At 61.7% G+C, this 12,781-nt stretch carries 13 protein-coding genes and 1 pseudogene; 8 read left to right on the top strand and 6 right to left on the bottom strand.

From position 1 onward, the window contains the following. The first annotated feature begins 2 nt into the window (after positions 1 to 2). Positions 3 to 404 (top strand): GFA family protein, encoded by a 402-nt coding sequence (locus RLEG4DRAFT_RS34320; protein WP_003583771.1) that lies wholly within the window; start codon positions 3 to 5, stop codon positions 402 to 404. A 74-nt stretch (positions 405 to 478) separates the two neighbouring features. On the opposite strand, the gene RLEG4DRAFT_RS34315 is transcribed toward RLEG4DRAFT_RS34320, so the two are convergent. Then, complete coding sequence (locus tag RLEG4DRAFT_RS34315) at positions 479 to 1,186, bottom strand: glutathione S-transferase family protein (protein WP_003583768.1); 708 nt, start codon at positions 1,184 to 1,186, stop codon at positions 479 to 481. A gap of 114 nt (positions 1,187 to 1,300) precedes the next feature. On the opposite strand from RLEG4DRAFT_RS34315, the gene RLEG4DRAFT_RS34310 reads away from it, so the two are divergent. Then, the gene (locus RLEG4DRAFT_RS34310) at positions 1,301 to 2,194 is read left to right on the top strand and encodes a LysR substrate-binding domain-containing protein (RefSeq protein WP_003583766.1); all 894 of its coding nucleotides are present in this window, start codon (positions 1,301 to 1,303) and stop codon (positions 2,192 to 2,194) included. 21 nt (positions 2,195 to 2,215) lie between these two features. Here RLEG4DRAFT_RS34310 and RLEG4DRAFT_RS34305 read toward each other — a convergent pair whose 3' ends face one another. After that, positions 2,216 to 3,799, bottom strand: coding sequence for a peptide chain release factor 3 (locus tag RLEG4DRAFT_RS34305; protein WP_003583763.1), 1,584 nt, complete (start codon positions 3,797 to 3,799; stop codon positions 2,216 to 2,218). A gap of 90 nt (positions 3,800 to 3,889) precedes the next feature. Here RLEG4DRAFT_RS34305 and dut point away from each other — a divergent pair, with 90 nt between their 5' ends. From dut to RLEG4DRAFT_RS34290, 3 genes and pseudogenes are all read left to right on the top strand, one after another. Then, complete coding sequence (gene dut, locus RLEG4DRAFT_RS34300) at positions 3,890 to 4,360, top strand: dUTP diphosphatase (protein ID WP_003583761.1); 471 nt, start codon at positions 3,890 to 3,892, stop codon at positions 4,358 to 4,360. A gap of 72 nt (positions 4,361 to 4,432) precedes the next feature. Beyond that, positions 4,433 to 5,203, top strand: a complete 771-nt coding sequence (locus RLEG4DRAFT_RS34295) for a hypothetical protein (RefSeq protein WP_003583759.1) — start codon at positions 4,433 to 4,435, stop codon at positions 5,201 to 5,203. Between the two features lie 125 nt (positions 5,204 to 5,328). Beyond that, positions 5,329 to 6,217 (top strand): annotated as a pseudogene (locus tag RLEG4DRAFT_RS34290) (GNAT family N-acetyltransferase). A 118-nt stretch (positions 6,218 to 6,335) separates the two neighbouring features. Here RLEG4DRAFT_RS34290 and RLEG4DRAFT_RS34285 read toward each other — a convergent pair. Further along, on the bottom strand, positions 6,336 to 6,800 hold the full coding sequence (locus RLEG4DRAFT_RS34285) for an Lrp/AsnC family transcriptional regulator (protein WP_003583755.1): 465 nt from the start codon (positions 6,798 to 6,800) through the stop codon (positions 6,336 to 6,338). 112 nt (positions 6,801 to 6,912) lie between these two features. On the opposite strand from RLEG4DRAFT_RS34285, the gene RLEG4DRAFT_RS34280 reads away from it, so the two are divergent. Continuing rightward, on the top strand, positions 6,913 to 7,815 hold the full coding sequence (locus RLEG4DRAFT_RS34280; protein WP_003583753.1) for a DMT family transporter: 903 nt from the start codon (positions 6,913 to 6,915) through the stop codon (positions 7,813 to 7,815). 45 nt (positions 7,816 to 7,860) lie between these two features. On the opposite strand, the gene RLEG4DRAFT_RS34275 is transcribed toward RLEG4DRAFT_RS34280, so the two are convergent. Next, positions 7,861 to 8,379 carry a Dps family protein gene (locus RLEG4DRAFT_RS34275; RefSeq protein ID WP_003583751.1) on the bottom strand — a complete coding sequence of 173 codons (519 nt, stop codon included), beginning with the start codon at positions 8,377 to 8,379 and terminating at the stop codon, positions 7,861 to 7,863. Positions 8,380 to 8,610: 231 nt separating this feature from the next. Between RLEG4DRAFT_RS34275 and RLEG4DRAFT_RS34270 the strand changes: the two genes are divergently transcribed. Both RLEG4DRAFT_RS34270 and cysK read left to right on the top strand, forming a co-directional pair. Next, entirely contained in the window at positions 8,611 to 9,228 is a 618-nt protein-coding gene (locus tag RLEG4DRAFT_RS34270; RefSeq protein ID WP_003583749.1) for a LysE family translocator, read from the top strand. A 143-nt stretch (positions 9,229 to 9,371) separates the two neighbouring features. After that, positions 9,372 to 10,334: a cysteine synthase A gene (gene cysK / locus RLEG4DRAFT_RS34265; RefSeq protein WP_003583747.1), complete on the top strand. Its 963-nt coding sequence runs from the start codon at positions 9,372 to 9,374 to the stop codon at positions 10,332 to 10,334. 255 nt (positions 10,335 to 10,589) lie between these two features. Here the strand turns inward: cysK and RLEG4DRAFT_RS34260 are convergent, their stop codons facing one another. Together RLEG4DRAFT_RS34260 and RLEG4DRAFT_RS34255 are read right to left on the bottom strand one after the other, a co-directional pair. Then, on the bottom strand, positions 10,590 to 11,060 hold the full coding sequence (locus tag RLEG4DRAFT_RS34260) for a nucleoside deaminase (protein WP_003583744.1): 471 nt from the start codon (positions 11,058 to 11,060) through the stop codon (positions 10,590 to 10,592). A gap of 98 nt (positions 11,061 to 11,158) precedes the next feature. Continuing rightward, positions 11,159 to 12,691: a YifB family Mg chelatase-like AAA ATPase gene (locus RLEG4DRAFT_RS34255; protein WP_003583742.1), complete on the bottom strand. Its 1,533-nt coding sequence runs from the start codon at positions 12,689 to 12,691 to the stop codon at positions 11,159 to 11,161. Positions 12,692 to 12,781 lie beyond the last annotated feature (90 nt).

Genomic DNA, 12,781 nt, shown 5'->3' with positions numbered 1-12,781 from the left:
CGATGCATATCACCGGGGGATGCCATTGCGGAACGATCCGCTATCAGGCCGAAATCGATCCGGAGCGGGTTTCGATCTGCCATTGCACCGATTGCCAGCGGCTGACGGGCTCGGCCTATCGCATCACCGCACCGTCGCGACCGGCGAGTTTCCAGCTGATTTCAGGCGAGCCGCGCGGCTACACGAAATATGGCGATAGCGGCGGCCTCAGCCGGCAATTCTTCTGCCCGAATTGCGGATCGCCGCTCTACCGCACGAACGGCGACGGCGGCGCAATCGGCATCCGCCTCGGCAGCATCGACCAGCGGCGGGACCTGGCACCGAAGAAACAGATATGGTGCCGGTCGGCTTTGTCATGGGTGGAAAATATCGAGCCGCTGCCGCGGTTCGATGGCGAGGATTGAAGCGGCAAGGACGTTTAGGCCGCAGACTATTTCGGTAGCGGCCATCGCACCCGAAGCTGCGATGGCCACCCGCGTCAGGCTGCCTGCTTCAAAAGGCCGAGAGCTTCGGTCAGATCGACCTCGCCGAGGAAACCGCCGCTGCTTTTTGCCTCCTGCCGGTGCTCGATCGCATGCGCAAAACGCACGGCCGGTTGCTGCTGCATCCGCTCATAGAGGCGATGCAGACCGGGAAACTGGCTTCGGTCGACGACCTTATGAAAATCGTTCCAGCGGGCGATCCCGACGAAATAGGCATCGGCCAGGCTTGGGCCGTTTCCGACAAGCCATTCGCGGCCATCGAGCAGACGTTCCAGCGTATAATGCGCCTTTTCGACCGCCGCGATGCCATAGGCCGTGAGGGCCTGCTTTTCATCCGGCTGCAGCGCATGTTCGAACGCATACCAGAGCGGCCCGAAGGCCTTGAAGAAAGTCGTGTTGAGAAAAGCGAGCATCTGGTTCAGACGATCGAAATCCTCCGACCCCTGCACAAAAGCCCTGCCGCTGCCGACCGTGCGGGCGCCGATATGCTGGAGGATCGCCATGCTTTCGCTGATGACCCTGCCATCGTCGAGCAACAGCGACGGTGTTTCGCCGACCGGGTTGATCCGGAGGTAGTCATCGCTGGAGACCATTTCCGGCATCTCGACACGGCAGAGCCGATACGGCAGGCCGGACCATTCCAGCGCGACGATCGAGCCGAAAGAGCAACCTTCCGGGACGCCGTAAAACAATATGGGTGACATCAATCGTTCCTTTCAGAATTGAATGTGTTTGGACGCGATCAATGTGCAGATGTGGACGATCTGGCGGTAGCGGCTATAAATGCACTGCAATGTCCACATGCATGGAAGATGATCATGGCGCTTTTCAACCTCAACGACCTTCATCTCTTCGTGCAGGCGGTTGACAGCGGCAGCTTCACCGCCGCGGCGAGACATCTCGGCATGCCGAAATCTACGGTCAGCAAACGGGTTGCGGAGCTGGAGGGACGGCTTGGCGTCCGGCTGATTCAACGCACGTCGCGAAGTTTCGCGCTGACCGAACTCGGCCGGGAGTTCTTTCAGCACGCCCAGGCCTCGATTATCGAGGCGGAGATGGCCGAGGGCATCGTGCGGCGGCATCTGGCTGAACCCGCCGGCAGCGTCCGCCTGACCGCCTCGGTGCCAACGGCGCAGTTCACGCTGACGGAACATCTGCCGGCGCTGACGGCACGATACCCGAAGCTCCGACTTTCCGTGCACGTGACCGACCGTTTCGTCGACATCGTGCAGGAAGGCTTCGACATCGCGCTACGCAGCCACCGGATGCCGCTGCCGGATTCCGCGCTGGTGCAGCGGCGGCTTGCCAGCCATCCGTTCTTCATTCTCGCCTCGCCGGATTATGTGAGCGCCCATGGCGAACCGCGCCGGCCGGAGGAGCTGGCGGAGCATGCGACGATCATGACCAGCCTGACCGACAATCAATGGCGGCTCTATTGCGATAGCGGCGAGGAGGCGCTGGTCACATTGCAGTCCGTCATGGCGGCGGATGAGCCCTATGTGCTGATGGAAGCGGCCGCAGCCGGGCTCGGCATCACCTGCCTGCCGACATCGGTCTGCCGGAAGGCGCTTGCAGAGGGTCGGTTGGTGCGGCTGCTGCCGCAATGGACGGCTGGCAGCATCGAGACGACGATCCTGATGCCGCACCGGCGTGGCCAATTGCCGGCGGTGCGCGCCGTCGTCGATTTTTTGGCCGAGCGGCTGGCCGGCTAAATAACTGGACTTCTATGGCGGTCACGCCGCCTTGGCGGCGTGATATTCCTTGATGGCGACCATCTTGATCGCCGGATGGCGTTCCGATTCGTAACGCAGCGAGAAACCGTCCTGGGCGAGGAAGACCGGATCGCCGTCGAGATCTCGGGCGATATCGCCGCGCTTGACGGTGAGGAATTTTTCCAAATCGGCCGGCTGGTCGGCCGAGATCCAGCGGCAGACGGAGAAGCGCGACATTTCGAATGAGACCGGCAGGCCGTATTCGGCCATCAGCCGCTCCTTCAGAACGTCGAGCTGCAGGGCGCCGACGACGCCGACGATCGCCGGCGAGCCGTCTTCCGGCGAGAACAGCTGAACGACGCCTTCCTCTGCCATCTGCTGAAGGGCCTCCTTGAGCTTCTTCGCCTTCATCGCATCTTCGAGACGCACGCGGCGCAGGATTTCCGGCGAGAAGTTCGGCACGCCCTGGAAGACCAGCGATTCGCCTTCGGTCAGCGTATCGCCGATGCGGAGCGTGCCGTGGTTGGGAATGCCGACGACATCGCCGGCATAGGCGGTGTCGGCGAGCTGGCGCTGCGAGGCGAAGAAGAATTGCGGCGCCGTCAGGCCGAGCTGCTTGCCGGTGCGGGCCAGCCTCGCCTTCATACCGCGCTCGAGCTTCCCGGAGCAGATGCGGGCAAAGGCGATGCGGTCACGATGGTTAGGGTCCATGTTGGCCTGGATCTTGAAGACGAAGGCCGTCATCTTGTCGTCGGTCGCATGCACGGTCCTGATGTCGGCAACCTGATCACGCGGCGGCGGCGCGAACTCGCCGAGCGCGTTGATGAGGTCGCGAACGCCGAAATTGCGCAGCGCCGAGCCGAAAAACACCGGCGTCATATGGCCTTCCAGGAAGGACTCGCGGTCGAAGGGGCGGCAGGCCTCGATCGCCAGTTCGGTTTCCTCGACGAAGGCCTGGCGCTCGTTTTCCGGCAGCCGGCCGGCAACGCTCTGCGGGCCGTTGACCGGCGTTCCCTCGACTTCGGTATCCGAGCCGCGCACCGTGTTGGCGGCAATATTGTAGGAGCCGCAGAAGGTCTTCGAGCGGCCGATCGGCCAGGTGATCGGCGCGGTATCCAGCGCCAGCTTCTCTTCCACCTCGTCGAGGATCTCGAAGGGATCGCGGCTTTCGCGGTCCATCTTGTTGATGAAGGTGATGATCGGGATGTCGCGCATGCGGCAGACTTCGAAGAGCTTCAGCGTGCGCGGCTCGATACCCTTGGCGGCATCGATGACCATGACGGCCGCGTCGACGGCCGTCAGCGTGCGATAGGTGTCGTCGGCGAAATCCTCGTGACCGGGGGTATCGAGGATGTTGAAGACGTTGTCGTTATATTCGAAGGTCATCACCGAGGTGACGACGGAGATGCCGCGCTCGCGCTCGATCTTCATCCAGTCGGAGCGGGTCTGCATGCGATCCTTTTTCGCCTTGACTTCGCCGGCAAGCTGAATGGCGCCGCCGAACAGCAGCAGCTTTTCGGTGAGCGTCGTCTTGCCCGCGTCCGGGTGGGCGATAATAGCGAATGTGCGGCGGCGGGAAACCGCCTCGGCGAGACTTTCGGCCATACTGTGAATCCTGTGGAATTGCCGCGTATCTAGCGATTAAAGCCCGGCTTTGCAATTGACCTTGCTCTTCCCCGCACAAAGTAATGGGCCATGACCATTCATCACGACACCCGCCCGACACTGAACCTCATCCGCCTGGCCAATGGCGAAGGCCTCGACCTGCCTGCCTATGAAAGCAAGGGGGCGGCCGGCATGGACCTGCGCGCCGCCATCGACGGGGCCACGCCGCTGACGCTTTCGCCCGGCCAACGGGCGCTGGTGCCGACCGGCTTCATCTTCGAAATCCCCGAGGGTTTCGAAGGCCAGGTGCGGCCGCGCTCCGGTCTTGCCTTCAAAAACGGCATCACCTGCCTGAATACACCAGGCACCGTCGACAGCGATTATCGCGGCGAGGTGAAGGTGCTGCTCGTCAATCTCGGCGACGAACCCTTTGTCATCGAGCGCGGCATGCGCATCGCCCAGATGGTGATTGCGCCGGTAACCCAAATGCGGGTGGCCGAAAGTGCAGCCGCAAGCGAGACGACACGCGGCGCCGGCGGCTTCGGCTCTACTGGTGTGTAGTCGAGCAGGTCGAACATCGAGGCGACTGGTCGGTTGCTGAGGCGAAAAGAGCAGCGTTTGTTGGGAGCGTTTATGTCATTTCAGAGAACGTCATGGGGCGTGGTTGCGGCTCTGGCTGCAGCGCTGATTGGGACACCGACGCTTGCGATCGATTCAACAAAGCTCCAGTCGATTCGCTCATCTTTGTCTTTGGAAGAGATCGTCGCGTTTGCCATGGCGAAATCGACAACGCCGATCCTCGACGTCGACAAGCCAATCGACATCAACATCGTCTTCAATGTGAAGGGTATGGAGAGGAGCAGTATTCAATCTTTTCAGATTGAGCTTTTGCGCGTCTTCTCTGCGATCAGCGCTTACGCGGAGATCAGTATCAATCTCAATGCCAGTCGATCCATAGATTACTCGTCTGCTGTGCCATATGTGCCCTTCGGTGATCAGAACCAGCCGTCAAATACTCAGATACTCGACGTATTCATTGATCGTGACGCGCTTAAATTGGCAAAATTGGGCCAAATAGCAGTACACGATATAGATACGCTCCGAAGCAAACCGGACACGTCGACATGTTATCACGAGAGCCGAGTGGGAAACCCGATTATCAATGTGCTAGTAGACCGCGACATCAATCCGGTGGGCTGCCTTTATGGAGTCCTACTACAGTCGGTCGGAGTTACGGATGCCTTTGGCCGAGATGCTACGACTTTCAATCCCGAAAGAATTCCGGGGTTTAGGATTAATGCCGAAATGGCGGCAGCATATGCCATTCGCGAATGCAGATCTCTCATCGATAAAAAAGAGCAACTTGGGAAGTGTTTGAAAGGCGCTCTCGCTGAAGGGAAATAAGGACCTCGGGATTGGTCGAGGCCGCCTCGCATTCCCTTGCGGTATACCGTCGATCGCGGATTCGTAAGCGCGTCACATCAATCTTGGTTCAAGCACCGCTGCACACTTTTGCGAGACATCCTCTCATGGCAAATCGCCTCGACAGCGCCGGCCTGAGCTTCCGGCAGGATTACTTCGGCGACCCGGCCGGCTGGGCGGCCTTGGTCTGTCTGCTCAAGGATATTTTCGGCATCGATATCGGCCCGCTGCAGCAGCTCGGCGGCCCTGATTCCACCAGCATGCCGTTCGGCTGGTTCGATGCGAAGGGCGAGCTTGCGGCCAATATCTCGGCCTTTGCGCTGCCCTTCGTCCTGAACGGCCGGATCGTCCATGCCGCCGGGCTGCAATCGGGTGCGGTGCGGCCGGCATGGCGTGGCCGCGGGCTCTACCGGGACTTGACGGCGAAAGCGCTTAACTGGTGCGAGCGGCAGGGTTTTGAAGCCGTCATCCTTTTTACCGACAAGCCGTCGCTCTACGAAGCCTACAGTTTTCGCGCGATAGCGCAGCATCGATATGGGGGAGCGGCACCAGACCCTGCGGTTTTCGCCGGACCTGCCCGGCTGCTTGCGCCGACCAATGCGGATGATCTTGCCCTGCTGCAATCGCTGCTGAAGGCACGAAGCCCGGTTTCGACGTCGCTCTCGGTCGCGGCGAACGCAGCCATGTTTCTCATCAACACCCAGCTCGATCCCGATGTCCGCGTCAGCTTCATTGAAGACATGCGAGCGGTAGTCGCCTGGAAGATGGATAAGGCGGGTCGCTTCAGCCTTGTCGATGTCGTGGCGGCGGAAATCCCGACGCTTGCAGCAATCCTCGGCGAGCTGAAGATCGCGCCCGGTGCTTTTCCGTCCCGACAAGCTCGACTGGGCGGGCGCGCCGCAGCCGGTGGAGAGCGGCACAGTGCTGATGCTGCGCGGGCTCGGCAATGAGGCTCCGCAATTTCCGGCGATGCTGTCGCCGATGACGGATTTCTAGAGCGGTTCAGGTTTTCACGGAAGCGCAGTACCGCTCTAACCTTTTGTGTTTACGCAATTGCGGACGGAAAACCGCTTCGCAGTTTTCCTGGAATTGCTCCAAGGGCATGTTCGCCGATTTACTTTTTCCGTGAAAGCGGCGGCAGGCGGCGTTTGACGGGCGAGGCTTTGATCATCGCGGTGTTGGTCTCCGCCCGTTCTGCAACCCTGTCGAGGAGGCCATCGAGTTCCGCCATCGAGCGGATCACCAGGCGGGCGATAAAACAATCCTCGCCGGTCACCTTGTCGCATTCGACGATTTCGGGAATTTCCTGGATCAGCCGCTCGACGATGTGCAGCTGTCCCGGCAACGGGCGAACGCGGACGATCGCCTGCAGGGGATAACCGACGGCGGCAGGATCGAGATCGATGGTGAAGGCCTTGATGACGCCGCGCTCCTCCAGCCGCCGCAGGCGCTCGGCAGCGCTTGGCGAGGAAAGCCCCACCTGCTGCGCCAGCTCCTTCAGCGAGATACGGGCGTTGCCGGCCAGCGCTTCCAGAATGGCCTGATCTGTTTCGTCGAGCGATTGCACATCATTAGGCATAACGTCCGTCTTTCCTCATATGATTAGGAGATTTTGATTATACTCCTTTCTATGATTATATAAAATCGTTCGTCGCCGCAATATTCTGATGTCATTGAAAACGGAGGCGATCATGAGCAGCGACATCAAAAGGGGCACAGCGGAAATGACGGCAGCGATGCTGATCTCGGGGACGATCGGCTGGTTCGTGGTCATGTCGGGCCAGCCGGTCAGCGGTGTGGTCTTCTGGCGCTGCCTGTTCGGCGCGCTGACCCTGCTCGTCATATGCGGGGCTCTCGGGCTGTTGCGGCCCGGTATCCTCACCCTGCGCACCTTCGGCATTGCCGTCTTCGGCGGCGTCGCCATCGTGTTGAACTGGCTGCTGCTGTTTGCGTCCTATTCGCATGCGACGATCTCGATCGCCACGACGGTCTACAACACCCAGCCCTTCATGCTGCTGATGCTCGGCGCACTGTTTCTCGGCGAAAAGATCACCGCCACCAAGCTGTTCTGGCTGGCGCTCGCTTTCGCCGGCATGGTGGCGATCGTCCAGGCGAAACCGGGTGGGAGCGGCAATACCTTCGACGGCTACGGCCTCGGCATCTTGATGGCGCTGGGTGCGGCCTTCTTCTACGCGCTGGCAGCGCTTGCCGCGAAATGGCTGAAAGGCACGCCGCCGCATCTGATCGCGCTGATCCAGGTCGCAACCGGCATGCTGATGCTGGCGCCGATGACTGACTTTTCCCATCCGCCCGCGGATGCGGGGACATGGGCGATCCTCATTACCGTCGGCGTCGTCCATACCGGACTGATGTATGTGCTGCTCTACGGCGCCATCCAGAGGCTGCCGACACATCTGACAGGCGCGCTCTCCTTCCTCTATCCGATCGCGGCCATCCTTGTCGACCGGCTGGCCTTCGGCCACGCGCTGCAGCCGATGCAGGTCGCAGGCGCCGCCATCATCCTCATTGCCGCCGCCGGCATGAACCTCGGCTGGAGCCCGAGATGGCTGCGGCCGAGAGCGCTTCAGAGCTGAGAGGCGGGCGCGCCGCACAGATGACACCGCGCCCGGCTGCCAATATTATTTCTGCGGCCGGGTCGTTTCAAACAGGAACCAGGTGCGACGTTCGGACTCGTCGATCCAGTTCTCGATCAGACTGGCGGTTGCGACATCATTGTGCTCGTCGCAGAGATCGTGCACCTCACGCAGCAGCGAAACGAGCTGACCGTTATCCTCGCGCAGTTCCGACAGCATGTCCTCGGCCGTGACGAAATCCGCGTCATTGTCGGCGATGCGCTGCTGGCGAGCGATCTGGCCGATGGAGCGCAGCGTCACGCCGCCGATCTTGCGGGCGCGCTCGGCAATGTCGTCGGTCATGGCGAAGATCTGCTCTGCCTGCTCGTCGAGCAGCAGGTGGTAGTCGCGGAAATGCGGGCCGGACATGTGCCAGTGGAAGTTCTTGGTTTTCAGATAAAGCGTGAAGACATCGGCAAGCAGGGCGGTCAACGCTGCCGAAATATCGGTGACGGCGTTGGTCGACAGGCTGGTGGGCGTCTTGAGCGGCGAAAGCCTGCGGGTTTCGGCTGAGGTCGGGGACATCCATTCTCTCCTTGGTGATGAAAATCTCGACAGCGCCGCGTGTCCTCAAACGTGCAAGGAATGAGGATGGGGCGGGTGCAGAGGGAAAACTAGCAAGGCCGGATCGCTTTCCAAGTGGATCATGGTGCCGCAGACCTATTCCTCATGGTGATGGACCGATCAGCGCCGAAGCATTGATGACACCGCAATGCGTGCCTATAGAGAGTTCACGCAATCCAATGGATATGAAAGATGAGCCTTACCGCCCTCATCGCCTATGCCGGAGCACTGTTCATCGCCGCCGCCATTCCGGGACCCGGGATCACCGCGATCGTCGCACGCGCGCTCGGCTCGAATTTCCGCGAGACTTTCTTCATGGGTCTCGGCCTGGTGCTCGGCGACATGACCTACCTCACCGCCGTCATCCTCGGCCTTGCCTTCGTGGCGCAGACCTTCACCGAGGTCTTCATCGTCATCAAGATCGCCGGCGCACTCTATCTCGGCTATATCGCCTGGAAACTATGGACGGCGGGACTGCTGCCGCAGGATATCGCGGCGAAGAAATCCAGCAATATCGGCCTATCCTTTCTCTCGGGCCTCTTGGTGACGCTCGGCAATCCGAAGACCATGCTGTTTTATGTCGCGCTGGCACCGACGCTGATCGATATCGGTAATATCGGCCTCAGCGACTACGCGATGCTGCTCGCCGTCACCTTCGTGGTGCTGATCGTCGTACTGGTGCCCTACATGCTGCTTGCCTCGCGGGCCCGGACGATGCTGAAAAAGCCACGCGCCTTGCAGGTGCTGAATCGGGTCGCGGCCGGCATCCTCGCCGGCACGGCGGCCTTCATCGCCACCCGGGCGGCCTGAAATAAACATTCGGCAAGAAGCGGTTTCCAAAGGTTTTTTCTCCGCACCCCGCTCCGCCGGCATGAACGCGGTCTGGCCTCTTCACGCCTTTGACCCTATTCTCCTCCTCGATTTTACGAACAGGATTTCAAAGGGAGGCACTCATGTCGCACAAGCCCGGCCGCGGCCGTATCTATTCCTCGATCACCGAGACCATCGGCAACACGCCGCTCGTGCGCTTCGACAAGCTGGCGCGGGAAAAGGGCGTCGTCGCCAACCTGATCGGCAAGCTCGAATTCTTCAACCCGATCGCCTCCGTCAAGGACCGCATCGGCGTCGCGATGATCGAAAGCCTCGAAGCCCAGGGAAAGATCACCCCCGGGAAGACCGTGCTGATCGAGCCGACCTCCGGCAATACAGGCATCGCGCTTGCCTTTGCCGCCGCCGCCAAGGGCTATCGGCTGATCCTCACAATGCCGGAAACCATGTCGGTCGAGCGCCGCAAGATGCTGGCGCTGCTCGGCGCCGAACTGGTGCTGACCGAGGGACCGAAAGGCATGAAGGGCGCCATTGCCAAGGCCGAGGAGCTGGCGGGGTCGCTTCCCGACGCCGTCATTCCGCAGCAGTTCGAAAACCCGGCCAATCCCGAAATCCATAGAAAGACGACGGCCGAGGAAATCTGGAACGACACCGACGGCACGGTCGACATCGTCGTCTCCGGCATCGGCACCGGCGGCACGATCACCGGCGTCGGCCAGGTGCTGAAAAGCCGCAAGCCCGAGATCCAGATCATCGCCGTCGAACCGGCCGATTCACCGATCCTCTCCGGCGGCAATCCCGGTCCACACAAGATCCAGGGCATCGGCGCCGGCTTCGCCCCAAAAATCCTCGACACCGGCATCTACGACGAAGTCGTCACCGTCACCAACGACGAGGCCTTCGAACAGGCGCGCCTGGTCGCACGGCTGGAAGGTGTGCCGGTCGGCATCTCCTCAGGTGCAGCACTGACCGCCGCCATCAAGGTCGGCAGGCGTCCCGAAAATGCCGGCAAGAACATCGTCATCATCATCCCGTCCTTTGCGGAGCGTTATTTGTCGACGGCGCTGTTTGAGGGGCTCGGGAGCTGAGATTGGCTTTGGCCGGGGCGTTCCCGGTCAATTGATCTCAAGGAGTATCGGCGCGCTTCGGCGTCCACCTTCAGACCTTTGGCCAACTCCTCTATCGTCATGCTCGGGCTTGGGCCCTAAGCATCTGCGCCGGTCAATATCATACGCAGCAGGCCCTCGGCACAAGGCCGAGGATGACGGCGATTGAAGAGCGAGGGGCACACTGTGCGGGTGCACCCATCATAGCTGCCCCTCTTTAATCAATGAGTCCTAGGCTCAAGCCTTGCCCAGATGCTTCGGCCAGAATTCCTGATGTATTTCGGCGGCTTCGTCTTCGAGGTTCGTTGGGCCAACCACAGTGACAACGCGTGCGCCGGTTTGCAACACCGCCCGGCTCGGCACGTTCAACCCGATCCCGGCGATCTCGCCAAGCCGCGTTTCAGAGCAGGCAAACACTATCCGCCCGATGCCCGACCAGTAAATCGCCCCGGAGCACATCGCGCACGGTTCCGTGCTGGTGTAGAGCGTGCAGTCAGCGAGAAAAGCAGTGTCGTAATGCTGCGCCGCCAGTTTAACCAGATTCATCTCGGCGTGGTTGGTCATGTCGTGGCCGGTGAAGACGCTGTTTTCGGCGCGCAGGATGACGCCGTCCTTCACCAGCACCGAGCCAAACGGTTCGTCGCCGCGTTCCATGGCGGATTTCGAGAGCGCAATCGCCTCGCGTAAAAACGGCTCGTGGTTTTCCATCAGAGTCCCCGAAAAAGCTAGAGCGGGATGATTTTGTCTTGAATCGGCGGGGTTTCCAAGGGGCGCAGTCAGATTCGAGTCAGCAATTGCCCTTCCGCTTACGCCGCTGCCGTCAGCCTTTCGCCGGCGATCCTGTAAGAAATCGCTTCGGCCAGATGCAAACGACCCACCGTCGGTTTGCCGTCGAGATCGGCCAGCGTGCGGGCGACCTTGAGGACGCGGTGGTAGCCGCGGGCGGAGAATTTCATTTTTTCGGCGGCGTCGCGCAAGAGCTGCAGGCCGCCGGCGTCGGGTTCGGCGAGTTTCTCGATCATTGCGGTGGAGCAGCGGGCGTTGGTGCCGATGCCCTTGGCGCCGGCAGCTTCGAAGCGCTGCTGCTGGATTTCACGGGCGCGGGCGACGCGGCGGGCGACGTCGGCGCTGGTCTCGGCGGCCATCGGCCGGATCAGATCGGCGGCGGAGACGGCCGGCACGTCGATGCGGATATCGATGCGGTCCATTAGCGGTCCGGAGATGCGGGCTTGGTAATCGCTCATGCAGCGCGGGCCGCGGGCGCAGCTATGGCCGGGTTCGCCGGCCATGCCGCAGCGGCAGGGGTTCATCGCCGCGATCAGCTGGAATTTGGCGGGATAGGAGACGCGGTGATTGGCGCGGGCAATGACGCATTCGCCGCCTTCGAGCGGCTGGCGCAGCGCATCCAGCGCCTGCGGGGTGAATTCCGGAAACTCGTCGAGGAAGAGCACGCCGTGATGGGCAAGCGAGGCTTCGCCCGGCCGGGCCCGCAACCCGCCACCGACAAGTGCTGCCATGGTGGCGGAATGATGCGGGGTGCGAAACGGCCGGCGATCGGAGAGTTTGCCGCCGGTGAGCTGGCCGGCAATCGAATGGACCATCGAAACCTCGAGCAGCTCGGCTGCCGAAAGCGGCGGCAGGATCGACGGCAGCCTTGAGGCCAGCATCGACTTGCCGGAGCCGGGAGGTCCGACCATCAGCAGATTGTGGCCGCCGGCCGCCGCCACCTCAAGCGCGCGCTTGGCGCTTTCCTGGCCCTTGATCTCGGTCAGATCCGGCAGATTGGCGGCATTGGCGCGGATCGACGCTTCCGGCCGGGAGAGCACCTGGGTGCCGCGGAAGTGATTGGCAAGGGCAATCAGGCTGCGGGGTGCGAGGATATCGACGTCGGCGCCTGCCCAGGCGGCTTCGGAGCCGCTTTCGGCCGGGCAGATCAGCCCCTTGCCGAGCGCATTGGCGCCGATTGCGGCCGGCAGCGCGCCTGATATGGCGGCGATCGTGCCGTCGAGGTTGAGTTCGCCGACAACGACAAAATCCGACAGCGCATCGGCGGGAATGGCGCCGAGGGCGGCCATCAGCGCGAGCGCGATGGGGAGATCGAAATGCGAGCCCTCTTTCGGCAGATCGGCCGGCGCCAGATTGACGGTCACCCGTTTTGCCGGCAGGGTCAGACCGGAGGCGTGAAGGGCCGCCTGCACACGCTCGCGGCTTTCGGCCACCGCCTTATCGGGCAGGCCGACGATCTGCATGCCGATCTTGCCGGGCGCGACCATGACCTGGACCTCGACCGGCACACCTTCGATGCCCTGAAATGCCACCGTACTGACACGCGCGACCATGAATCCGTCCCCTTGCCCGCAAACTCTTATACCGCCCACAACCCTTCAGGGCCAGCGGTTGCAATCTGGCATGGAAGCGGGAATAAAACA

It is taken from the genome of Rhizobium leguminosarum bv. trifolii WSM2297 (assembly GCF_000271845.1).
This window is presented reverse-complemented; position numbering and strand designations above follow the sequence as displayed.